The organism is Thiohalomonas denitrificans (assembly GCF_016841685.1).
GTDB lineage: Bacteria > Pseudomonadota > Gammaproteobacteria > Thiohalomonadales > Thiohalomonadaceae > Thiohalomonas > Thiohalomonas denitrificans_A.
Genome location: NZ_JAENYR010000010.1, coordinates 40,361 through 63,441, shown reverse-complemented (window position 1 = coordinate 63,441; position 23,081 = coordinate 40,361). Strand labels below are relative to the sequence as shown.

Sequence of the window (23,081 nt, the reverse complement as noted above, 5' to 3'; positions counted from 1 at the left end):
CTTGCTATCAAGCGCCGTGAAGACATCCCGGTTTCGACGGCCCCATCCCTACAGCCAATGGCCTGAACAAAGCTTTACACCGTCAGAGCTTCAAAGTATGCAGCCCTGGTCAAACCGGATTCAAACCTGGATCGGACAGGCATTTCTGTCGGATTCACGATATAATGGCCGGCTTTTGGGCTGAGCGCCCCATCCGATCGCTTGCACGAGGAATACGGCAAATGGCTGGCATGAGCGACAAGCAATTACGCGCCCGTGTACGACTTTTCGGAGACCTTCTGGGTAAGGTGCTCCAGGAGCAAGCCGGTAGCGAGGTACTCGAGGCCGTCGAAACGCTGCGACGCGGTTACATCAGCCTGCGAAAAACCGATAATGCGCGCAAGCGTCAGCAGCTGACGCGACTCATCGAAGCGCTGGATGCTGATACAGCCGTACACGTAGTGCGCGCCTTCAGCCTCTATTTCAGCCTCGTCAACATCGCTGAAGAGGCCTTTCAGCATCGTGAACGGCGCCGCCAGGTGCGGACCGGGGGACCTCTCTGGACCGGCTCGTTTGATCGGGTCCTGCGCGAGTTTTACAGTCAGGGTATCGAACCGGCACAGGTGCAAAAGGTGCTCGACCGGCTCGTCTACAGCCCGGTGTTCACCGCTCATCCGACCGAGGCCAAGCGTCGCACGGTCATGGAAAACCTGCGGCGAGCCTTCGTGATTAGCGAACAGCTGAACGACCCGCGCCTGGGCAAGGAAGAACGGCTGAACATTACCCGCCATCTGCAGGCGGAGATCCAGATCCTCTGGAAGACGGACGAAGTCCGTACTCAAAAACCCCAGGTACGCGACGAAATCAAGAACGGGCTGTTTTATTTCCGCGAGAGCCTGTTCGCCGCCGTGCCGGAAGTCTACCGCAACATGGAAAAGGCCATTCGCCGTACCTATGGACCGGACTCCGGCATCCGGGTGCCCGATTTCCTGCAATTCGGCTCCTGGATCGGCGGCGACCGCGATGGCAATCCCAACGTCAAGCCCGAAACCACGGCTATGGCCGTGCGACTGCACCAGCGTGAAATCCTGCGGGAATACGTCCGCTTGGTCACGGAGCTTTCGCATGTGCTTACCCAGTCGCGACTACTCTGCGAGCCCAGCGAGGCCTTCCTCGAGGGTCTGGCTCGGGACGAACAGGAACACTCTGCCTTCGGCGCCAAATCGGATCGATTTCTGTATGAGCCGTACCGCCGCAAGCTGTACATCATGCGCTTCCGCCTCTATCAGAATCTCCATAACGTTGAGGCACGCATGGAGGATGCGGAAGCGCCGGTCTCCGAGCATGCCTACCCTTCCGAACGGGAGTTCATTGCGGACCTGAATCAAATCCGTGATTCACTTCTCAGTCACGGCGACGAGGTGGTCGCCAACGCTCAACTGAAGGACGTCATTCACCTGGCGAAAACCTTCGGTTTCTACCTGATGCATCTGGACGTCCGCCAGGAATCGACGCGCCACTCCGAAGCGGTCGCCGACCTGCTGTCGAAGCAGATGCAGCCTGTAGACTATTCCAGTTTGAGTGAAACCGAGCGCCTGGAGCTGCTCGCCGATCTCATCGGCCGGGAAAACCGGCTACCGCTACCCGAGAGCATTGCGGATGAGACCATGGAGACACTGGAAGTCTTCCGGGTGATGGCGCAAATGCGAAAAGAGGTGAGCCCGAACGCGTTCGGTACCTACGTCATCTCCATGACCCATGCGGCCAGTCACGTGCTCGAGGTGATGTTCCTGGCCAGCCTGGCCGGGTTGGCGGGCCGAACCGAAGACGAATGGTTTTGCAATCTCCGTATCTCGCCGCTGTTCGAGACCATTGAGGACCTGGAGCACATCGAGCCGGTCATGCGCAGTCTGCTTTCCATACCGGCCTACCGCGGGCTACTCAAGGCCTCCGGCGAACTCCAGGAAGTGATGTTGGGTTACTCCGATTCCTGCAAGGATGGCGGCATTCTCGCCTCCGCCTGGAATCTCTACCAGGCCCAGCAGCAGGTCACCGGGCTCACTGGTGAGTTCAAGGTCCAGTGCCGCCTGTTCCACGGCCGCGGCGGCACCGTCGGACGCGGCGGCGGTCCCACTCACGAGGCCATTCTCGCCCAGCCGGCCGGCACCGTCCACGGGCAGATCAAGTTCACCGAACAGGGTGAAGTCCTGTCGAACAAGTACAGCAACAGCGAAACCGCTGTCTATGAATTGACCATGGGTGTAACCGGTCTGTTCAAGGCGAGTCGCTGCGTTATCGAACCGCCGGAGCCCGATGCGCCCGAATACCATCAGGTGATGCACGAACTCTCCCGTGCGGGCGAGGATGCCTTCCGGGATTTGACCGACGGAACCGAGGGTTTCCTGGACTATTTCTATGAAGTCTCACCCGTCAGCGAAATCGGGCTGCTAAAAATCGGCTCCCGTCCCTCTCATCGAAGCAAGCAGGATCGCTCCAAAGACTCGATTCGCGCCATTCCCTGGGTGTTCGGCTGGGCCCAGTCCCGGCATACCCTCCCTGCCTGGTTTGGCATCGGGACGGCTCTCGAAAAATGGCTCGGAAATGATCCGGAGAGAATGGGAAAGCTGCGCCACATGTACCATGAGTGGCCATTCTTCCGCGCCCTGCTCTCCAACAGCCAGATGTCGCTGTTCAAGGCGGATATGGGGATCGCCGGCGAATACCTGGAACTGGCCCGACATCCGGAAACCGCCCGGAATATCTACGAGCGGATCCGCGGCGAATATGACCTCACCCTCAAACGGGTGCTGGCGGTTGCCGAGTTGAAAGAGCTGCTTGGCGAGACACCCACGCTCCAACTCTCTCTCTCGCGTCGCAATCCCTACCTGGATCCGCTGAACCACATCCAGATCACCATGCTCAAGCGCTACCGCAATGAAGCGCTGAGTGAGGAAGAACGTGAAGCCTGGCTGGGTCCCCTGCTCCGTTCCATCAACGCCATCGCCACCGGCATGCGCAATACCGGCTGAAGATAGCTACCAGCAGCAAGGATGCTGCTTTCCGCCGGTCTCGCTGGCAACTCCGACGCACACGACTATAGTCTCTCGTTAACCCAATGAACATCAACGGGAGGCATGGCATGCGACTGGAAGCGGTTCGCGCCCTGGCCCGGGAGGGCGGGATAGTGGCGGATAACATGCGCAAAATAGAATTGGTACGCATCCTGCAACGGAAAGAAGGCCACGCCGAGTGCTTCGGTCGACCCGGTGAGGATGTCTGCCGGCAATGGAACTGTCTGTGGCGTGAGGATTGCTTGCCGGCGCGGGCGAAATCAATCATGCGCGAAGCTCACCGCAACTTGAGAATAACGTCAGAGCAGTACTTTTCTGGATGAACAGGCGGGCAAAAGGGTCGGGGGCCTTCAGGCGGCCTGGACAGGGATGGTGTTGGCGCAGTGCGTGACACTGTTTTCTTCGTCCAGATAGACCAGTTTCGGCTTATAGCTCACCAGCTCCTGCTGGTTGAGAGCGACATAAGCGCAGATAATGGTGACGTCCCCGGGTGATGCCTTGTGGGCCGCGGCCCCATTAACGGAGATGACCCCCGAGCCGTCCTCGGCACGGATGGCATACGTGGTGAAGCGCTCGCCGTTGGTCACGTTGTAGATCTCGATCTGCTCATACTCCCGGATCCCCGACAATTCCAGCAGTTTCCCGTCAATCGCGCAGGAGCCCTCGTAGTCGAGCTCGGAGTGAGTCACCCGGGCCCGATGCAACTTGGCTTTGAGCATGGTACAAAACATGGTTCAGCTCCCTACGTCACGGAAGGGCGTAATTATGCGGATTTCAGCCCATATGTTCAATGTCGGACAGGACAACCGCAACTTTGAAACGAGCGGTGCAGGTCCTTGATGGCAGGCCGTCGGCAGCACGCCGCCAGGGATGGCGGTGTTAGACAATGCAGGAGCACACTTGTCGAGGGATGCTGCCCACGGATAAAAGATGATTGCTCCTGCATACTCTTCACCTCCTACACCCCTGTAGGTCGTATTCACAGCGTACCTGCTATCAAGGCCTTGGTTCGCGCACCGGTACCAAAAATGTAGGCGTGCGTTTATGCCCTGCAATGCCGGACAAGTCGAACCACCACTCCACAAAGGTCACGTACACTGCGCCTTGGGTAGCTGATTTCAGATCAGACAGTCAATTTCAGGTTGTCAATCAATCGCGCCCGACCGAGCCGGGCTGCTGCCAGTAACACCAGGGCGTTTTCGTCACCACGAGGCAGCTGAAGGTCGTCGGCACGCCGCACGCTGACATATTCCGGCTCAAAACCGGCCTCGGCCAGGCGGGCCATCCCCTCTCCTTCCAGTCTCATGATATCGCGTTCCCCGGATTCGATACGTGCCGCGAGTCCCTTCAGCATTCGATAGAGTGCCGGCGCCTTCTGCCGCTCGTTAGGCGAAAGGTAGCGGTTACGGGAGCTCATCGCCAATCCGTCCGTTTCCCGGAGGGTAGGCACACCCACCAGCTTCACCGCCATCGAAAGGTCCTCGGCCATTCGTCTCAACACCGCAAGCTGCTGAAAATCCTTCTCTCCGAAGATGGCCACATCCGGTTGAACGATATTGAACAGCTTCATAACCACCGTGGCCACCCCGCGAAAATGCCCCGGCCGGGAGGCGCCGCACAACTGTTCCGAGATGCCGGGCACCTCAACGAAGCTGTTCCCCTCCCGGCCGCGCGGATAAATCTCCGCCTCTTCCGGCAAAAACATCACATCTGCCCGCCGAACCCGAAGCAACTCGGCATCCTCCCCGGGAGTGCGAGGGTAACTGTCGAAATCCTCCCCCTGCACGAACTGGGTCGGATTGACGAAGACACTCACCACGACCCGATCCGCCTGTTCGCGGGCCCTGTCCACCAGCACCAGATGACCTTCATGGAGATTGCCCATGGTAGGCACCAGCGCAACGCGCTCGCCCGCCCGGTGCCAGTCGGCCACCTGACATCGAACGTCGGCAATAGCATTCAGCGACTGCATAAGTCCTGTTTTACCCTCGAGAAAGCCTGTAGGAGCGGCAGAGCCGCGATGGAACCCGAATCACCCTTTGCGGTTGACCTACCGCACTGCCCGGCACCCCGAGCCGCCGAAATTATCCGGATAGAAGGGGCGAAAGCCGCAATGACCGAGTCACCCTTTGCGCTCTTGGCGCCTTGCCGGTTTGAAACCGGTTTTTCGAATCGTCAGGCAATCCGATGTTCAGGCCCCGGGAAACGGCGCTCCTTGACCGACTCGACATAGACGCGCAGGGCCGCCGAAACCGAGCCGGCTTCCTGCAGAAAATCCTTGGAGAAGCGCGGCCGCTTGCCCGGCGTGATTCCCAACATGTCGTAGAGCACCAGTACCTGGCCGTCGCAATCCACACCTGCGCCAATACCAATCACAGGGATGGAGACGCTCTCCGAAAGCCGTTTGGCCACTTCCACAGGGATCAGTTCCGCTACAATCAGGTCCGCCCCGGCGGCCTCCATGGCCAGGGCATCCCGAATGAGGGCCTCGCCGGCCTCTCCGCGCCCCTGAACCTTGTAGCCCCCGAGTTTGTGTACGGTCTGCGGCAAAAGGCCCAAATGGGCGCAAACGGGTACACCGCGCTGGGCAAGGAAACGCACGATTTCGGTCATTTCGCCGGTGACCTCCAGCTTGACCATCTGTGCGCCACCCTCCTGCATGAGCCGCGCTGCGCTCGCCAGGGCCTGCTCGGTGCTTCCGTAGCTGGCAAAAGGCATATCGGCGATCAACAGGGATTCCCGAGTGCCACGGCTGACCGCCCGGGTGTGATAGACCATGTCATCCAGCGTAACCGGAATGGTGCTGTCCCACCCCTGAAAAACCATTCCCAGGGAATCGCCGACCAGGATGACTTCGACTCCCGCATCCTCGATCAGCCATGCGAAACTCGCGTCATAGGCGGTCAACGAAACAATTTTCTCGCCCGCCTGCTTCATCCGGCGCAGGCGGCTCACGGTCACTCGGCTCATGGTTAAACCATTATTGGCATCGGATTGAAAAAATGGCGACCGGATCGGGTGCACTGTATCTGCTCGAGAAGCAGGTGGTAATCCTCTTCCCGATCGACCCAATCGATCTCGGCGGCATTGATGATCAGGAGCGGCGATGCATCATAGTGATAGAAAAACGCTGCATACGCCTCCACTACCTGCCTCAGGTACTCGGTCGTGACCTGATGTTCCCCGGGCCGTGAGCGCCGCGCGATACGCTCCTGGAGGATCCCCACCGGGGCCTGAAGGTAGATCACCAGATCCGGTTGCGGTGCGTCCAGCGTCAGGTATTCATAGGCCTGCTCATAAAGCCGCAGCTCGTCCGGATCGAGGATGAGTTCGGCGAACAGCCGGTCCTTCTCCAGCATGAAATCCGCCACCCGAACGGGCTCGAAGAGGTCTGTCTGCCGCAGTTCCTGGATTTGACGAGCGCGCTGAAACAGAAAGAACATCTGGGTCGGCAGCGCGGCATTGCGCGGATCCCGATAGAACCGCTCAAGAAAGGGATTCTCTTCCGCTCCTTCCAGCAACAGTTTGCTGCCGAAGCTCTCAGCCAGGCGCCGGGCCAGCGTTGTCTTGCCAACACCGATGGGCCCCTCGACCACGATAAACCGATGCGTATTTTTCATCCTTCCCGACATATCCGCGCTCCGGAAAACCCGGCCAACAGAATAGCACGGGCCTTCTCGACCGTCCCGCAACCGGGCCATTTGGCCAGGGTGAACACCGACTTAGATTCCGAAAGGGGGAAAGCGATGCAAGTCCTTGAAAGCGGGTACAGCGTGAATACACCCCTGTAGGCCCGATTGCCGCTTCCATGCGGCAAACGACCCGCTTTCAAGGACTTACATTGCTCCAGAACCGTATGCGGTTGCCCCGGCCCTATCTGCAATGGGAAGCCGCTGCAGCGAAACAGCAGTACACCGTCAGAGAGAATGCCCGCACGGCAGTACCCATCGCGCCCGGGGGCGGACCGCCTACGCAGGCGGAGAGATATTGCCGTATGCGGCATCTGCTGCCAAACAGCAAAACGCGCCATCCTACTTACGGGTGTTGCTGCACGGGTCCGCCGTGTGTTTACGGCGGTCCAGCCGCTGGATGCCCTCCGATGGGCATTGCCGCAGCAGTTGCACGAGTGGCGTGCCGCCCGGAAGGCGCAGCTCGGGGGCGATATCGGTCAGCGGGTAGAGCACGAAGGCGCGCTCGGGCAGTCCCGGATGGGGAACGCTCAGGCGTTCGGTGGCGACTGTCTCATCGCCATAGAGCAGCAGATCCAAATCGAGCGTTCTCGGACCCCAACGGACGGTACGCACCCGTTGGTGTCGTTGTTCGATGGCCTGCAGGGCGTCGAGCAGCGCCTCGGGCTCCAGTCTCGTCTCCAGTGCGGCGACGGCATTGATATAGTCCGGTTGTCCGGTCGGCCCCATCGGGGCACTGCGGTAGAGCGGCGATACCGCTACCAGGCGTGCACCTTCGATACCATCGAGGCCGGCAAAAGCACGTTCAACCTGGTCCGCCGGCTCGCCGAGATTGCTGCCTAGCCCCACGTAGGCGATAACGGTTCGAGACATCGCTTCAAATCCGGATGATTCACCGATGCAGTAAACGGCAACAGCTGGCCGGGCCCGGGGCCATTTGCCGTACATTTGTTTAGCCCAGATTATTCACCGCAAAGACGCAAAGGACGCAAAGCTTTGAATACGATGCATCTTGCATTATTGCCGCGGTTCTGTCGTTTCCGTTGTTTTCGGTTATGTATGCCGATAAGCGATTGAATTCTTTGCGCTCTTCGCGTCTTTGCGGTGAATTCGTGAATTCTCCGGGCTAGATGAACCCGAAACCGTTCCATGAAGCGCCGTGGTGAACAATCAGGACTGTTGCTGCTGGGTCTGTTTTGGCTTGCCGCGCCGCCGACGACGCCGCTTGCCCTTGGTGCGGAACGCCCGGGTCATCTCCCCGCGCTCCTCTTCATCGGCTTCCTGAAAGCGGGTCCACCAATCGGCGAGCTCTTCCACATCCTCGCCGCTTTGGGCCCTCAGCAGCAGGAAGTCGTAGGCAGCCCGAAAACGGGGATGCCCGAGCAGGCGGAACGGCGCACCGCCCCCACGCTTGGTCAGGCGCTCCTGCATGGCCCAGATCTCTCGCGACTGGAGCGAAAAGCGCTTGGGAAACGCTACCCGCTCGACCTGATGGGCAACGGCCGCATCCCCGGCCATCTGTATCGCCTCGATAGGCGAACGTCCCTCTTCCCGCAGATGCGCCGCGCGTTCGCTGGCAGTATCCCAAAGCAGGGCGGCAAACAGAAAGGCGGGTGTCACCGGCCGGCCGGCAGCGATGCGCTCATCGGTATTGGTGAGGGCGCGCGCGATCAGGGTGTGTGGGAAGTATTCCTGCTCGTGGGCAAGTGCGCCTTCGGTGTCGGGAAACAATTCGCCAAACAGCCGGTAGTGGCGCAGAAGTTCGTAGGTCTCTACCCCGTAGCCGCTCATGAAGAGCTTCAGCACCTCATCGAACAGGCGCGCCGGCGGAACGTCCCGCAAGGCCGCACCGAGCGCGATGATCGCCGCTTCGCTCGCTTCGTCGATACGGAAGCCCAGCTTTGCGGCAAAGCGCACGGCCCGCAGCATGCGTACCGGGTCCTCCCGATAGCGCTCCATCGGGTCGCCGATGATCCGCAGGCGGCCGGCCCTCAGATCCGCCATGCCACCGGTGTAATCCACCACCGAGAAATCAGCGATATCATAATAAAGAGCATTTATCGTGAAGTCGCGCCGCCAGGCATCATCCTCGACACTCCCATAGACGTTGTCGCGGACGATCATGCCGCCCTCGCTCCGCCCCTCCTTGGCCGAGCCGTCATGGGAAGTACGGAAGGTGGCCACCTCGATGATTTCGCGCCCGAAATGGACGTGCGCCAGACGGAAACGGCGTCCAATAAGCCGGCAGTTTCGGAACAGGTCCTTCACTTCCTCCGGGTGGGCATCCGTGGCGATGTCGAAATCCTTGGGCTCCCGGCCCAACAGCAGATCGCGCACGCCCCCTCCTACCAGAAAGCTCTGATAGCCGGCCTTGCGCAGGCGGTAGAGCACCTTCAGAGCATTCTCGCTGATATTCGAGCGGGAGATGATGTGCCCGGAACGCGGAATGACTACCGGTTGCGGATCCTCGGTCACTGTTGCGGTAGGGACCGTGAGTTTTTGAATAGAACGCTTGAGCCAAGAAAACATGCGCGTATAATAGCACGCTCTTCGGGGACGACAGTAAGGGGTCGTCACGCGAAATTTGCTCCCATCGTCTAGCGGTCCAGGACGCCGGCCTCTCACGTCGGTAACAGGGGTTCGATTCCCCTTGGGAGCACCAAATCCGAGCCGCCGGCCCCGTCCGGCGGCTTTTTGTTGGTGCGGTTGGAACTGCCGGCCGCGCCCCGCCCGTGAGATAATCGACTGCACACGATTCCCACCAGGAGCAGCCCTGTGGCAAAGACCAACAGTGATCGGTTCGATTTCGAGAAGTCGCTCGAGGAGCTGGAGCAGCTGGTCGAGCGGATGGAGCACGGCGACCTCACCCTGGAGGATTCTCTAAGAGACTTCGAGCGAGGCATTGAACTGACCCGGGCCTGCCAGAAGGCGCTTCAGGACGCGGAACAGAAGGTGCAGCAACTGGTCGAGAAGAACGATGGTGAACCGCTGGAGCCTTTCGAAGGCAGTGACGAGTAGCCGCTGATGGTTATTGAACAGCTTCTTGGGGATTATCGGGAGCGGACCGAGGCAGTTCTGGAAAGGTCATTGCCGTCTCCGGATGACCTCCCGGGATATCTTCACGAAGCGATGCGTTATGCGGCCCTCGGCGGCGGCAAACGGGTACGAGCGGTACTCGTGTATGCCGCCGGACAGGTCGTGGGGACGCCGCCGTCGGAACTCGATGCCCCCGCGGCCGCTGTCGAACTGATCCACGCCTACTCTCTTGTTCACGATGACCTGCCGGCCATGGATGACGACGACCTTCGCCGGGGGAAGCCCACCTGTCACAAGGCGTTCGGCGAGGCCACGGCCATACTGGCGGGCGATGCTCTGCAGTCGCTGGCCTTTGAAGTTCTCGCGGAGTGCACCGCCGGGAATGCGGCCGTGCGTATGGCGATGGTTCGGGAACTGGCCTTCGCTGCCGGATCCCGCGGGATGTGCGGCGGGCAGGCCATCGATATGGAAGCGGTGGGTCAACAGCTCACGCTGGAGCAGCTGGAGACCATGCATGCCTATAAGACCGGAGCCCTGATCCGGGCCGGCGTCCGGCTGGGCGTTCTGAGCCAGTCGACGGTGGTGCCGAAAACCCTGGAGCGGCTTGACGATTACGCCCGGGCCATCGGGCTTGCGTTTCAGATCCGTGACGATATCCTCGATGTGGTGGCGGACACCGAGACGTTAGGCAAACCCCAGGGCTCCGACGCCGCACGCCGGAAACCGACCTACACGGCACTGTTGGGCCTGGAGGGTGCCAGGGAAAAGACCCGGGCCCTGCATCGGCGAGCCCTTGATGACCTGAAACCATTCGGGCCTTCGGCTGATCCATTGAGAGCTCTGGCCGACTATATTGTCAAACGGGCCAACTGAACCGATGTCTGGTTCCAACACGCCGGGCGTCTGGAGTATCCCGACTTGCAACCCCGCCCGGGCCGTACCATCATTAATGGTTTTCCGCACTAGTACCCTCTAATGCCCGATCACAATGCCGCTTCCCTTCTCGATCAGATTGACTACCCCGATCAGCTGAAGGAGTTATCTCCCCCGCAGCTCAAGCAGTTGGCGGAGGAGTTGCGTAACTTCATGATCGGCTCGATCGGCCGCACCGGCGGCCACTTGTCGGCAGGATTGGGGGCGGTTGAGCTCACGATTGCCCTGCACTACGTCTTCGATACTCCCGACGATCGCATCGTCTGGGATGTCGGCCACCAGAGCTACCCTCACAAGATCCTGACAGGACGCCGCAAGCAGATGTCGACTTTGCGACAGCTGAACGGTCTCGCCGGCTTCCCCAAGCGCGAAGAGAGCCCCTACGACACGTTTGGTGTGGGGCACTCCAGCACCTCTGTCAGTGCAGCCCTCGGGATGGCGCTCGCTGCGCGACAGCAGCATACCGACCGGCGGGTGGTTGCAGTTATTGGCGACGGGGCCATGACCGCCGGCATGGCTTTTGAGGCGCTGAACCATGCGGGTGACCTCGATGCCAATCTGCTGGTAGTACTCAACGACAACGAGATGTCGATTTCGCCCAATGTCGGCGGTCTCTCCAACTACCTGGCACGGATGCTCTCCGGCAAGTTCTACTCTACGATGCGCGAGGGTTCCAAAAAGGTCCTGCAGACCATGCCCTCACCCATGTGGGAGCTGGCCCGTCGCGTCGAGGAACACGCCAAGGGTATGGTGGTTCCGGGGACGCTGTTCGAGGAGCTCGGCTTCAACTATATCGGCCCGGTAGACGGGCACGATGTCGAGAACCTGGTGAAAACCCTCGGCAATCTGAAATCACTGACCGGACCTCAATTCCTTCACGTGGTCACCCGCAAGGGCAAAGGCTTCGCACCGGCCGAGGAGAACCCGTGTGCCTATCACGGGGTCTCAGCTTTTGATACGGAAACGGGCGAGATGCTGGGGAGCGGAAGAGGCCCCACCTACACCCGGGTGTTCGGCGACTGGCTGTGCGATATGGCCGCCAGAGACGACAGCCTGGTCGGCATCACGCCAGCCATGCGGGAAGGGTCGGGGCTGGTGAAGTTCTCCGAGGAATTTCCGGAGCGATATATCGATGTGGGCATCGCCGAGCAGCACGCGGTCACATTGGCGGCGGGTTTGGCCTGCGATGGCATCAAGCCGGTGGTGGCTATCTATTCGACATTCCTGCAACGCGCCTATGACCAGGTAATCCACGATGTCGCCCTGCAGAACCTGCCGGTGCTGTTCGCCATCGATCGGGGCGGCCTGGTGGGTGCGGACGGTCCGACGCACTCCGGGAATTATGATCTCAGCTTTCTGCGCTGTATCCCAAATCTGGTCATCATGGCAGCCAGCGACGAAAACGAATGCCGGCAGATGCTCTATACCGGGTTCATGCATAACGGCCCGGCAGCTGTGCGCTATCCGCGCGGCACCGGACCGGGCCTCGCCGTGAATAAGGTCATGGAAGCCCTTCCCCTCGGCAAGGCCGAACGGCGCCGGCAGGGCAAGCAGATCGCCATTTTGGCGTTCGGCAGCCTGGTTCAGGAAGCCATCGCCGCGGCAGAAGTGCTCGATGCCAGCGTCTACAACATGCGCTTCATCAAGCCCCTGGATGAGGAGGCGGTCCTGGAGGCCGCGGCCTCCCACGGCCTGCTGATTACGCTTGAGGACAATGCGGTCATGGGCGGAGCGGGTTCTGCGATTGGCGAATGCCTGGCCGCCCACGCGGTGGCGACTCCGTTGCTGCAACTCGGATTGCCGGATGTCTTTATCGAACAGGGCACACGGGAAGAGTTGCTCGCTGCCTGCGGTCTGGACCGCGATGGTATAATCCGCGCAATTCAGGCACGGCTTGCCACCAACGCTTGCCAAACGCCGGCGACCCGCGTAAATTCTTAGTGATTAAGTCAACTATTTAACAGCATGACGGCGCAATATACGCTCAAGGTGGTAACCGACTTCGCCGCAGCCCACTCGTTGAGGGAGTATCCGGGCGATTGTCGGCGCCTACATGGCCACAACTGGAAAGTCGAAGTGGAAGTGGCCGCGCCCTCGCTGGACCGTCTGGGTATGGTCGTCGATTTCAAGACCATCAAGCAGGCAGCCCGTGAGGTGACTGAAGAACTCGATCACCGTTATCTCAACGAGGTTCCACCGTTCGACGAACTCAATCCCACTGCCGAAAACATGGCGGCTTATATCTATCGGCAGGTCGGGGAGCGGTTAAACGATGAACGGGTAAAGGTCTGCGCCATTACGCTTTGGGAGACCGAGCGCGCCTGCGTCCGCTATACCGAGGAAGGATGAATATGAATAAACCCTGTCAGCCGATTGCCGACGTCCAGAGCAGCGAGGATACCCGGCGCATTCCGATCAACAAAGTGGGCATCAAAGATATTCGCCATCCGGTGCGGATCCGCGACCGTAGCGGCGGGGAACAGCACACAATTGCCAACTTCAACATGTACGTGAACCTGCCCCATAATTTCAAGGGCACGCACATGTCCCGCTTCGTAGAGATTATCAATCGGCATGAGCGGGAACTGTCGGTGGAGTCCTTCAAGGACATGCTGTCGGAGATGACCGGGTTGCTAGAGGCCGAAGCGGGCCATATCGAGATGGTCTTCCCCTACTTCGTGAACAAGAAGGCGCCGGTCTCGGGTGTTGAAAGCCTCATGGACTACGATGTCACCTTCATCGGCGAGGTCGCCAACGGTGAACCGAAGCTGAAGGTGAAGGTGATTGTCCCGGTCACCAGCCTGTGTCCCTGCTCCAAGAAAATCTCCGAACGGGGCGCCCATAACCAACGCTCCCACGTCACGGTTGCCGTCGAAACTCGCGGATTCGTGTGGATAGAGGACATCATCGACCTGGTCGAGTCCGAGGCCTCCTGCGAGCTCTACGGTCTGCTCAAGAGGCCGGATGAAAAGATGGTGACGGAGCGCGCCTACGACAATCCGAAATTCGTGGAAGACATCGTCCGCGATATCGCCGTGCGCCTGAATGCCGACGACCGCATCGCCCAGTATGTGGTGGAGTCGGAAAATTTCGAATCAATCCACAACCACTCCGCCTACGCCCTCATCGAGAAAGACAAGCGGCTCAAGGGGTAGACGTCCCGTCATCCTTCCCAGAGGGCGCGCCACCGGACGCAGGAGGCGCGCCCTCGCGGCGATTGGCTTCACGGATTGTCGCCGGGGTCTCGCTTCACCATTTCGAACGTAGTACCAGCGCCTTACCGTCTCGTTGCATATCCAGCTGATCAAGAAACGACATCCCGAGCAGCGTTCGGCTCGGCAGGTTACCCTCCAGCACGACCGCAGGCACATTGCGGACCTTGATCTCCCCTACCGATATCCTGTCCAGCGTCACCCGATAGGCCGTTTCACGGCCCGAAGCCGTCTCCAGCATGGCGGGACGACCATCCCGCAGGTAGTCGACCCCCAGCCGTTTGGCTTCCGATGAATTCATCGATACAAACGTGGCACCGGTATCGACCATGAAGTTGATGGAATAACCGTTGACGGACCCATCGATCGTGTACATGCCGCCGGCATCGGGCCAGACTCGGACCTCTCGCTGTCTGGCGACACTGAATGTCGAGCCGATATGGGTCCCGAGTGCCAGTCGTTGGCGCTGGCCTTCCACCTCAATCACTGCCCCCTCGCTATCTGCCTGAATCAATCGCACCCCTTCAGGACTGGTATCGCCCTCGGAGAGCACCTGGCGGTCGCCGTCGATGGTGAGCACCGCCTTGCCGTTGAACAATCCGAGCACGACGATATTCGGGCCGGCCCAAACGACAGTCGCAGCGAGGAAAAGAAGCGCCAAAACCGTACCTTCGAGCGGTGGGAAACCAGCCTTCCTGCCCATTGGGATCTCCTTACCTGATTGCAGGTGTATTCAGACTAACCAAAGCTACCCCCATGCCTGGACGATAACAAGGCGATCACTGAGCCAGGCCGGAAGAACCGCGCTTGAACCACCGGGGACACGGGGTGCACGGGGTCAAACAGGTAGTAGAAGTTGCTTGGGCGTGCTTATTCGTCCTGCCCCTGATTTAGACCGCCAGCGTACCCCTGCTACACAGGCCCGAATCAATAAAGAATGGTAACCACGCGGTAAGACAGTAATCCGATCTTTTTCTCCCTGTGCGCCCCGAGTTCCCCGTGGTTAGAAATTCAAGGAAGGTCAGTTCTTCAGAAGCCGTACCCCCCTGCTGCGCAGGCCCGAATCAATGAAAATCTTGGCCGTCATTGCGGAGCGTCGAACGAGGGTCCTTCTCCCTCAGGGAGAAGGACAGGATGAGGGGGAAAGAAAACGGTCACGGCCTATTAGATCACCCCCTCCCTGGCCCTCCCCCACAGGGGGAGGGAATGGCATCATCGGCCCTGTTCCGTACCTCTGGCTGCATGGAAAGGGGCAAGTTCATCAGGAGGCGCCCCAGCGACGCGGCAATCTCGAGATTGGGAGTAGAGACTACTTCGTCGCCGAGGCTCCTCGTAATAACAGGGGCCAGTTCTTCAGGAGGCTCAGCCCAGAATCCGCGCCGCGCCTTGCAAGAGAAACCACGCAGGAACTGCAGCCAGGATATCGTCAATCATGATTCCGAACCCGCCGCTCACGTGACGATCCACCCAGCCAATAGGCCAGGGTTTGACGATGTCGAAAAAACGGAACAGGATGAAACCGATAAGCGGCCACTGCCAGCCTGCAGGTGCTGCCGTCATCGTCAGTAGATAGCCGGCGAATTCATCCCAAACGATGGCCGGATGATCGTGTACCCTCAGCACCTTCGCCGCATGGTTACAGAGGCTTATGCCGATGACGAAAATCAGTGCAGTAACCAGTAGATAGGCACCCATTCCGAGCGGTTGCAGAACCAGGTAAAGCGGAATCGCTGCGAGAGTTCCCACTGTCCCCGGCGCCGCCGGTGCCAGTCCGCTGCCGAACCCGAAGGCGAGCAGGCAGCGCGGGTCTCTCCAGACCTCACGGGGGCTGCGCTCTTCCGGCTCGGTGATTGCCGTCACCTCGTCCATCAATCAGTGCCCCTTGAAGTGGTCATAACCTGAACCCTCATACGTCCTATAGACGCCTCCAGCGGGACCGAACAATCGCAGACCCGATTCGGGTTCAATCCGGCCGATACGAGTAATAGGACACTCCATGCCCTCAGCCAGGGCCTGAAGGCGCGGCTCGCGATCGGGAGATACGGTAAAGCAGAGTTCATAATCGTCACCGGCACTGAGCGCCAGATCGATGCCGGCCGGCTCCGGTAAACTTCGCAGCAGGACTTCCGAACGCGGAAGGGACCCGATTTCGATACGACCACCGACACCGCTTTGCGACAGGATATGCCCCAGGTCAGCCCGCACTCCGTCGGAAATATCGATGGCCGCACTGGCGACCTCGAGCAGAGCCCGCCCGGCCTTGAGTCGCGGTTCGGGATAATCCAGCCGACCGCGCAGGAAATCCCCATCCGAACCGCCAATTTCAAGGCGTTTCTGCACCAGGCCCAGGCCAGCACCCGCATCCCCGAGGCTGCCGGTGACGTAGATCCCGTCTCCTGGGCGGGCGCCACTGCGGCGCAGCGCCTTCCCCGCAGGGACAAAACCGTGCGCCTGAACCACCGCACACAGCGGTCCCCGAACCGTATCGCCACCTACCAGTGCCACTCCGAAGCGCTCGGCGAGGGTAAAAAATCCATTGGCGAACTCGCAGGCGAAGGCTTCGTCCGGATCCGGAAGGCTGAGGAACAATGTGGCCCAGGCCGGTTCGGCCCCCATGGCGGCCAGATCGCTCAGATTTACCGCCAGCGCCTTGTGACCGATAGCCCGCGGATCGGTGTCTTCCGGGAAATGGATGCCGGCGTGCAGCCCGTCGATAGCAACGGCCAATTCCACGTCGGCCGGAACACGCAACAGCGCCGCATCGTCACCGATCCCCAGCGGCACATCGGCCCGGGCGGACGCCCGGGCGGCGAAAACACGATCGATCAGCTGAAATTCCGAAAGCGCCATATTGATACGGGTACCCCCTGTAGGAGACGTGCTCGCGGCGATTTTCGTCACGGCCATTATCGCGTCAGGGGCGGCTCTCCTACCGACAGAGCGGAAGCAATCACCCGGGAGGAGGCTCGCCTCGCGGCAAAGCCCCTGCCGAAGCATCGCTATGCGCAGGCGAAGCCGACCGAATCAACTTCGGCGCTTGCCGGCCGCTTCCACTTCGGCTTTTCGCAGCGTCCGCGACACCTTGTCGAGTATGCCGTTCACATAGCGGTGCCCCTGTTCACCCCCGAAGATCTTGGCCAACTCCACCGCCTCGTTGATGACAACGCGATACGGAATGTCGATACGAAACTTCAGTTCGTAGACGCCGGTGCTGAGGATAGCGCGCTCCACGGGATCGATCTGACTGATCGGCCGGTCCAGGCACGGGTCAATCGCCTCGTTCAACTCGTCGAACCGAGCCGGAATTTGATGCAGCAACTCCGAGAAATAACCGAGATCGCAGCCCTCCATGTCCTGCTCAGCCAGAAAATGGGACTCAATGTCAGCAAGGTCCTGTCCCCCTACCTGCCACTGATAGAGGGCCTGAATAGCACGCTTTCGGGCGCAGCTGCGGGCGCGACTCATAATGGGTTGCGACCTCCTCAGGCGTCGAGTTTAGGGAGCAGATTGACCATCTCGATGGCGGACATGGCGGCCTCGGCTCCCTTGTTGCCGGCTTTGGTTCCGGCGCGTTCGATAGCTTGTTCAATACTGTCGACGGTCAACACACCGAACGCCATGGGGATTCCGCTATCCAGGGAGACCTGGGCGAGCCCCTTGGTGCATTCCGAAGCCACGTATTCAAAGTGAGGCGTACCACCGCGAATTACCGCCCCCAGAGCGATGATCGCATCATAGCGGCCTGCGGCCACCATGCGTTTGGCAGCCAGCGGCATCTCGAAGGCACCCGGCACCCGCACTACTTCGATGTGCTGTTCCGCACCACCATGGCGTTTGATGGTGTCCACCGCACCGTCGAGCAGGCTTTCCACCACAAAGCTGTTGAACCGGCTGACGACAATACCGAATTTGGCACCACTGACGGTCAGCTCCCCCTCAAAACTCTTAATCTCAGCCATGGCTGTTTTCCTGTAATTGATTATCGGCCTGATTGAAAACTCAATGAACTCGAATCACCTGTAGGAACCAAGCTCTCTGTGCGAACACAGCGTCAGCCGTCGAATTTCCCAATTTCCAACAGCGCTATCGCGCTGTTCGCCCGCGGGGCGGGCTCCTACGTCAGTCGTCGACGTACTCCACCACCTCCAGCCCGAAGCCGGAAAGCGCATGCATCCTTTTCGGTGCCGAGAGCACCCGCATTTCCTTCACCCTGAGGTCCAGCAGGATCTGTGCGCCGATTCCGTAGGTCCGCAAGTCTTCGGTCTTGTCTTGCTTGGGAAGCGTGACACCCTCGTCCTGCACCTGATAGTCGCGGATGTGGCGAATCAAGGTGTCGGCGTCCTCGTGCTGGCGGAGGATAATCACGACCCCGCTGCCCTCGTTGGCGATGCGACACAGGGCGTCACGAAGCGGCCAGCCGCAGTCGCCGCGCTGGTTGCCGAACATGTCGCACAGGGTGTGTTCCAGATGCACCCGTACCAGCGTCGGCTCACCCTCCGTCACTTCGCCTTTCACCAGGGCGAGGTGCAGTTCCCGTTCAATCAAATCCCGATAGGCGACGAGCCGAAATTCACCGCATTCGGTGGGCATAATGCACTCCGCCACGCGCTCGACACTGGGTTCGTTATGCAGCCGATAGTGGATCAGATCCGCGACCGTTCCGATCTTCAGGTCGTGCTCTTCGGCAAACTTTTCCAGATCCGGACGGCGCGCCATGGTGCCATCCTCGTTGAGGATCTCGACGATCACCGACGAGGGTTCGAGTCCCGCCAGCCGGGCCATGTCACAACCCGCTTCGGTATGGCCGGCACGGGTCAGTACGCCACCAGACTGGGCCATCAACGGAAAGATGTGTCCCGGCTGCACGATGTCGTCGGGCCCGGCATCGGGCGCCGCCGCGGTGCGAACCGTGTGCGCACGGTCATAAGCGGAGATGCCGGTGGTGACGCCTTTGGCCGCCTCGATAGAGAGTGTAAAGTTGGTGCCGTGCTTGTCGTTGGTGTTGCTCACCATCAGCGGCAGATGAAGCTGTTCACAGCGCTCTCGCGTCAGGGTCATGCAAATCAGGCCGCGACCATAGCGGGCCATGAAATTGATGTCATCGGGCCGGACCATCGTGGAGGCCATCATCAGGTCCCCCTCGTTCTCCCGATCCTCATCATCCATCAGGATAACCATCTTGCCCAGACGGATGTCCTCGATAATTTCTTCAATGGTATTCAGTGCCATAATTTGGTTTCGCTATCTCTTCAAAAAACCGTGTTCGGCGAGAAAGGCCTCCGAAATTCCCGCGCTATTCGGCTCGGCGGCCTTGTCGCCAAGGACCAGGCGCTCCAGGTAGCGGGCAATGATGTCGACTTCCAGGTTAACGCGACGCCCCGTCCGGAACTCACCCATGGTGGTCTCCTGCAGCGTGTGCGGAACGATGTTGAGCTCAAAAACCGTCCCGTTCACCTCATTGACGGTCAGACTGATGCCGTCGACACTAATGGACCCCTTCTTGGCGACATAGCGCGCCAGCTCGACCGGTGCGTCTATCCTGAACTGCTCCGAGCGCCCCGCCGAGTGACGCTCCAATATCTCACCGACCCCGTCCACATGGCCGGAGACCAGATGACCGCCCAGGCGGGTGGTGGGTGTAAGGGCCTTTTCCAGATTCACCCGACTGCCCGCCTTGAGATCGGCAAAGCCGGTTTTCGACAGCGTCTCTCCTGAAACGTCGGCCCAGAAGCCGTCCCCGGGCAACTCGACCGCCGTCAGGCAGACGCCGTTCACGGCGATACTGTCGCCCAGCTGCACATCTTTGAGGTCAAGCTTACCGGTACGGACATACGCCCGTACATCATCCTGTTTCGGTTCAAGCACAGCGATCTCGCCGATTGCCTCGATAATTCCGGTAAACATCGTTCTCTATCTCCCGCCGGGCCCTGCCGTCGAATCTCAGCTCGCCCGGATATCCACCGCAAAGGACGCAAAGGTTTAGATATATAAAGGTAACTGCTCACTCCCCCGTCATTCCCGCGGAGGCGGGAATCCAGAGAGCAGCGGCATGGCTCAAAATGGATCCCCGCCTGCGCGGGGATGACGGTTCGCCTGCGCGGGGATGACGAATCTCCTATGCCGCGCATGATCAACCGGGCGAACAGTTACCTATACAGTTAAGTTTTGGCGATAGGCCGGGCGGTGATCCGCCAGTCCCGACCCACCGCCCGAATATCGTCGATTTCGAGGTCGAGGGTGTCTGCCATCGCTTCCAGCCCCGGCAACCTAAACAGGCCACGGGCGCTGTCCCCCATCAGGCGGGGCGCCATATAAACGACCAACTCATCGATAAGTCCCGCCCTGAGCATCGCACCGCTCAGAATGGCTCCGGTCTCCAGCAGAATCTCATTGACCTCCCGTTCGGCAAGCAGGTGAAGCATGGCGTGGAGATCGATCCGATCGGGTCCGTCAGGGAGTGAGACCACTTCGGCCCCTTTGGACTCCAGGCGCTCCCACGCATCGTCGGGGCTGGCTGCGGTTGCTACCAGCGTTTTCCCGGGCAGAGTCAGCATCTTTGCCGTCTCCGGCATCGAGAGACGGGGGTCAAGTACGACCCGCAGCGGCTGCCGCTCCTGCCCTTCCAGGCGGACGTTCAGGGAAGGATCGTCGGAGAGCACCGTTCCGATGCCGGAAACAATGGCGGAACTGCGGGCGCGGAGCCGGTGAACATCCCTGCGGGCGGCCTCACCGGTGATCCAGAGGCTTTCGCCCGAGGCCATGGCGGTACGCCCGTCCAGGCTCATCGCCAGTTTACTACGCACGAAGGGGCGACCGCTGCGCATACGCATAACGAAACCGGGATTCAGCGCCTCGGCCTGTGACTTCATCAGACCGACAGCCACCTCGACATCTTGCTCGCGCAGTCTTGCAAGCCCTTCGCCGGCCACTTTCGGGTTCGGGTCCTGCATTGCAGCCACCAGGCGGGATACGCCCGCTTCGATGACCGCATCGCTGCAGGGAGCTGTCTTTCCATGGTGACTGCAGGGTTCCAGCGTCACATAGGCGGTGGCGCCCCGCGCGGCTTCGCCTGCGTTCCGGAGTGCCACGACTTCGGCATGGGGCCCTCCGGCAATCGCATGCCACCCTTCACCAACTACTTTGCCATCCCGCACCAGCACACAGCCGACCCGGGGGTTGGGGTCGGTGGTACAAAGCCCGCGTTCGGCAAGCTTTAGCGCCCGGGCCATGTAGCGGTAGTCGTCGATCGTAAATTCGGACATTACTTTTTCTTTTTGGGCGACTCGCCATCGAGCAGAGTGAGCTGACTACGGCGCGCTTCCGACGAAGGTTCGCTCTGCAAACGCTCAATCTCTTCCCTGAAGGCATTGACGTCCTGAAAACTGCGGTATACGGAAGCGAAACGGACATAAGCCACCTCATCCATTTCCCGCAGCTCGTTCATCACCCATTCTCCCACTTTGGGTGAGGCAACTTCGCGCTCGCCCGTGGCCCGGATGCGATGTTTGATCCGGTTCAGCGCCCCCTCGATGGCCTCGGTATCCACCGGCCGCTTCTCCAGGGAGCGCTGTAGGCCCAGCCGCAGTTTCCCTTCACTGAAAGGCTCGCGGGTACCATCCTGCTTGACAATGCGAGGCATTACCAACTCGGCGGTTTCAAAGGTGGTGAAGCGCTCTCCGCAGGTCATGCACTCGCGCCGTCGACGAACGGAATCCCCTTCATTCGCCAGTCGCGAATCGATCACCCTGGTGTCGGGTTCAGTACAGAACGGACAGCGCATGACGACAGTTTCCAGTGGCTAGTGGCTAGGATAGAGGCCCGGCTCTCTATCGCTCGTAGACAGGGAAGCGTTTGCAGAGGTCCAGGACCTTTTGCCTGGTCTCGGCAATGACGGCCTCACGGCCCCGACCTTCGATGACATCGCACATCCATCCGGCCAGCTCGCTGCATTCGGCTTCTTTAAAGCCGCGGGTGGTAGAGGCCGGTGTACCGAGCCGGATGCCGGAGGTGACAAAGGGCGACTGAGGGTCATTGGGGACGGCATTTTTGTTCACCGTGATATTGGCTGCCCCCAGCCAGGCATCCGCGTCCTTACCGGTCAACTCCTGCTTGACGAGGCTGACCAGAAACAGGTGATTGTCGGTGCCGCCCGAGACCACATCGAACCCGCGTTCCATGAAGACCTTGGCCATGGCGCGGGCGTTCTTGACCACCTGCTGCTGATAGGTCTTGAAGTCATCCTGGAGGGCTTCCTTGAACGCCACGGCCTTACCGGCAATGACGTGCATCAGCGGGCCACCCTGGGTGCCGGGGAAGACCAGCGAGTTCAGTTTTTTTTCGACTTCCGGATTGGACCTGGCGAGAATAATGCCGCCGCGTGGTCCGCGCAGGGTTTTGTGCGTCGTGGAGGTGGTTACATCGGCGAGCGATACCGGGCTCGGATAGACGCCGGCGGCGACCAGGCCCGCCACATGGGCCATGTCGACCATCAGCCAGGCACCGACTTCATCGGCGATGTCACGAAACCGCTGCCAATCGACCACGCGGGAGTAAGCCGAGAAGCCGGCGATAATCATCTTTGGCTTGTGCTCGAGGGCCAGGCGCTCCACCTGCTGGTAGTCGATCTCGCCGCTCTCTTCATTGAGACCATACTGAATGGCGTTGTAGATTTTCCCCGAGAAATTCGGCTTGGCGCCGTGGGTCAGGTGGCCCCCGGCATCCAGGCTCATGCCGAGTATGGTGTCGCCGGGCTGCAACAGGGCCATGTAAACAGCGGCATTGGCCTGCGAACCGGAGTGAGGCTGGACGTTGGCGTAGTCGGCTCCGAACAGCTGCTTGACCCGATCGATGGCCAATTGCTCCGCCACATCCACATACTCGCAACCGCCGTAGTAGCGCTTGCCGGGGTAGCCTTCCGCATACTTGTTGGTCAGGACCGACCCCTGGGCCTCCATTACACGCGGGCTGGTGTAGTTTTCGGAAGCAATCAGCTCGATATGCTCCTCCTGGCGCACCACTTCCTTCTCCATGGCGCTCCAAAGCTCATCGTCAAATCCCGCAATGCGCATGTCTCTGCTGAACATCGGCTACCCCTGAATCGGCAATATTGAGAACCGTTGACCGCCCCGAGCCGGGCCGGAAAAGCCGTACAGAATACCCGA

Annotated in this window: 23 protein-coding genes and 1 tRNA gene; 8 read left to right on the top strand and 16 right to left on the bottom strand. The window is 60.2% G+C overall.

The window, feature by feature from the left end:
* Nucleotides 1-221: 221 nt before the first annotated feature.
* Nucleotides 222-3,008: a phosphoenolpyruvate carboxylase gene (gene ppc / locus Q7L05_RS03695; protein WP_303902119.1), complete on the top strand. Its 2,787-nt coding sequence runs from the start codon at nt 222-224 to the stop codon at nt 3,006-3,008.
* 110 nt (nt 3,009-3,118) lie between these two features.
* Nucleotides 3,119-3,373 carry an SAP domain-containing protein gene (locus Q7L05_RS03690; protein ID WP_303902116.1) on the top strand — a complete coding sequence of 85 codons (255 nt, stop codon included), beginning with the start codon at nt 3,119-3,121 and terminating at the stop codon, nt 3,371-3,373.
* A gap of 27 nt (nt 3,374-3,400) precedes the next feature.
* Here the strand turns inward: Q7L05_RS03690 and panD are convergent, their stop codons facing one another.
* The 6 genes from panD to pcnB form a co-directional block, all read right to left on the bottom strand.
* A complete protein-coding gene (panD, locus tag Q7L05_RS03685; RefSeq protein WP_303902113.1) occupies nt 3,401-3,781 on the bottom strand; it encodes an aspartate 1-decarboxylase in 381 nt (126 codons plus the stop codon).
* A 392-nt stretch (nt 3,782-4,173) separates the two neighbouring features.
* A complete protein-coding gene (panC, locus tag Q7L05_RS03680) occupies nt 4,174-5,022 on the bottom strand; it encodes a pantoate--beta-alanine ligase (RefSeq protein ID WP_303902109.1) in 849 nt (282 codons plus the stop codon).
* Nucleotides 5,023-5,225: 203 nt separating this feature from the next.
* Complete coding sequence (gene panB / locus Q7L05_RS03675; protein ID WP_303902107.1) at nt 5,226-6,020, bottom strand: 3-methyl-2-oxobutanoate hydroxymethyltransferase; 795 nt, start codon at nt 6,018-6,020, stop codon at nt 5,226-5,228.
* A gap of 2 nt (nt 6,021-6,022) precedes the next feature.
* A complete protein-coding gene (locus tag Q7L05_RS03670; protein WP_303902104.1) occupies nt 6,023-6,670 on the bottom strand; it encodes a deoxynucleoside kinase in 648 nt (215 codons plus the stop codon).
* Nucleotides 6,671-7,081: 411 nt separating this feature from the next.
* On the bottom strand, nt 7,082-7,612 hold the full coding sequence (folK, locus tag Q7L05_RS03665; protein ID WP_303902101.1) for a 2-amino-4-hydroxy-6-hydroxymethyldihydropteridine diphosphokinase: 531 nt from the start codon (nt 7,610-7,612) through the stop codon (nt 7,082-7,084).
* A gap of 297 nt (nt 7,613-7,909) precedes the next feature.
* Entirely contained in the window at nt 7,910-9,268 is a 1,359-nt protein-coding gene (gene pcnB / locus Q7L05_RS03660) for a polynucleotide adenylyltransferase PcnB (protein WP_411293311.1), read from the bottom strand.
* Between the two features lie 57 nt (nt 9,269-9,325).
* On the opposite strand from pcnB, the gene Q7L05_RS03655 reads away from it, so the two are divergent.
* The 6 genes from Q7L05_RS03655 to folE2 all read left to right on the top strand — a co-directional run bounded on the left by Q7L05_RS03655 (nt 9,326) and on the right by folE2 (nt 13,863).
* A tRNA-Glu gene (locus tag Q7L05_RS03655) sits at nt 9,326-9,401 on the top strand.
* 113 nt (nt 9,402-9,514) lie between these two features.
* Nucleotides 9,515-9,757 (top strand): exodeoxyribonuclease VII small subunit, encoded by a 243-nt coding sequence (locus Q7L05_RS03650; protein WP_303902095.1) that lies wholly within the window; start codon nt 9,515-9,517, stop codon nt 9,755-9,757.
* A 6-nt stretch (nt 9,758-9,763) separates the two neighbouring features.
* On the top strand, nt 9,764-10,648 hold the full coding sequence (gene ispA, locus Q7L05_RS03645; protein WP_303902092.1) for a (2E,6E)-farnesyl diphosphate synthase: 885 nt from the start codon (nt 9,764-9,766) through the stop codon (nt 10,646-10,648).
* A gap of 102 nt (nt 10,649-10,750) precedes the next feature.
* Nucleotides 10,751-12,649: a 1-deoxy-D-xylulose-5-phosphate synthase gene (dxs, locus tag Q7L05_RS03640; protein WP_303902090.1), complete on the top strand. Its 1,899-nt coding sequence runs from the start codon at nt 10,751-10,753 to the stop codon at nt 12,647-12,649.
* 24 nt (nt 12,650-12,673) lie between these two features.
* The gene (gene queD / locus Q7L05_RS03635; RefSeq protein ID WP_303902087.1) at nt 12,674-13,057 is read left to right on the top strand and encodes a 6-carboxytetrahydropterin synthase QueD; all 384 of its coding nucleotides are present in this window, start codon (nt 12,674-12,676) and stop codon (nt 13,055-13,057) included.
* A gap of 2 nt (nt 13,058-13,059) precedes the next feature.
* Nucleotides 13,060-13,863: a GTP cyclohydrolase FolE2 gene (gene folE2 / locus Q7L05_RS03630; RefSeq protein WP_303902084.1), complete on the top strand. Its 804-nt coding sequence runs from the start codon at nt 13,060-13,062 to the stop codon at nt 13,861-13,863.
* A gap of 94 nt (nt 13,864-13,957) precedes the next feature.
* Here the strand turns inward: folE2 and Q7L05_RS03625 are convergent, their stop codons facing one another.
* The 10 genes from Q7L05_RS03625 to glyA form a co-directional block, all read right to left on the bottom strand.
* Nucleotides 13,958-14,623 (bottom strand): TIGR02281 family clan AA aspartic protease, encoded by a 666-nt coding sequence (locus tag Q7L05_RS03625; RefSeq protein ID WP_303902082.1) that lies wholly within the window; start codon nt 14,621-14,623, stop codon nt 13,958-13,960.
* 659 nt (nt 14,624-15,282) lie between these two features.
* On the bottom strand, nt 15,283-15,789 hold the full coding sequence (locus Q7L05_RS03620; protein ID WP_303902079.1) for a phosphatidylglycerophosphatase A family protein: 507 nt from the start codon (nt 15,787-15,789) through the stop codon (nt 15,283-15,285).
* A gap of 3 nt (nt 15,790-15,792) precedes the next feature.
* Nucleotides 15,793-16,827, bottom strand: a complete 1,035-nt coding sequence (gene thiL, locus Q7L05_RS03615) for a thiamine-phosphate kinase (protein ID WP_303902076.1) — start codon at nt 16,825-16,827, stop codon at nt 15,793-15,795.
* A 117-nt stretch (nt 16,828-16,944) separates the two neighbouring features.
* Nucleotides 16,945-17,385: a transcription antitermination factor NusB gene (nusB, locus tag Q7L05_RS03610; protein WP_303902073.1), complete on the bottom strand. Its 441-nt coding sequence runs from the start codon at nt 17,383-17,385 to the stop codon at nt 16,945-16,947.
* Nucleotides 17,386-17,402: 17 nt separating this feature from the next.
* Nucleotides 17,403-17,879 (bottom strand): 6,7-dimethyl-8-ribityllumazine synthase, encoded by a 477-nt coding sequence (gene ribH / locus Q7L05_RS03605; protein WP_303902070.1) that lies wholly within the window; start codon nt 17,877-17,879, stop codon nt 17,403-17,405.
* 160 nt (nt 17,880-18,039) lie between these two features.
* On the bottom strand, nt 18,040-19,149 hold the full coding sequence (ribBA, locus tag Q7L05_RS03600; RefSeq protein WP_303902067.1) for a bifunctional 3,4-dihydroxy-2-butanone-4-phosphate synthase/GTP cyclohydrolase II: 1,110 nt from the start codon (nt 19,147-19,149) through the stop codon (nt 18,040-18,042).
* A gap of 12 nt (nt 19,150-19,161) precedes the next feature.
* A complete protein-coding gene (locus tag Q7L05_RS03595; protein WP_303902063.1) occupies nt 19,162-19,824 on the bottom strand; it encodes a riboflavin synthase in 663 nt (220 codons plus the stop codon).
* A 254-nt stretch (nt 19,825-20,078) separates the two neighbouring features.
* Nucleotides 20,079-21,182 (bottom strand): bifunctional diaminohydroxyphosphoribosylaminopyrimidine deaminase/5-amino-6-(5-phosphoribosylamino)uracil reductase RibD, encoded by a 1,104-nt coding sequence (gene ribD, locus Q7L05_RS03590; protein WP_303902060.1) that lies wholly within the window; start codon nt 21,180-21,182, stop codon nt 20,079-20,081.
* On the bottom strand, nt 21,182-21,700 hold the full coding sequence (gene nrdR, locus Q7L05_RS03585; protein WP_303902057.1) for a transcriptional regulator NrdR: 519 nt from the start codon (nt 21,698-21,700) through the stop codon (nt 21,182-21,184). The genes ribD and nrdR overlap by 1 nt, the downstream gene beginning before the upstream one ends.
* A gap of 46 nt (nt 21,701-21,746) precedes the next feature.
* The gene (gene glyA / locus Q7L05_RS03580) at nt 21,747-23,003 is read right to left on the bottom strand and encodes a serine hydroxymethyltransferase (protein ID WP_303902053.1); all 1,257 of its coding nucleotides are present in this window, start codon (nt 23,001-23,003) and stop codon (nt 21,747-21,749) included.
* Nucleotides 23,004-23,081 lie beyond the last annotated feature (78 nt).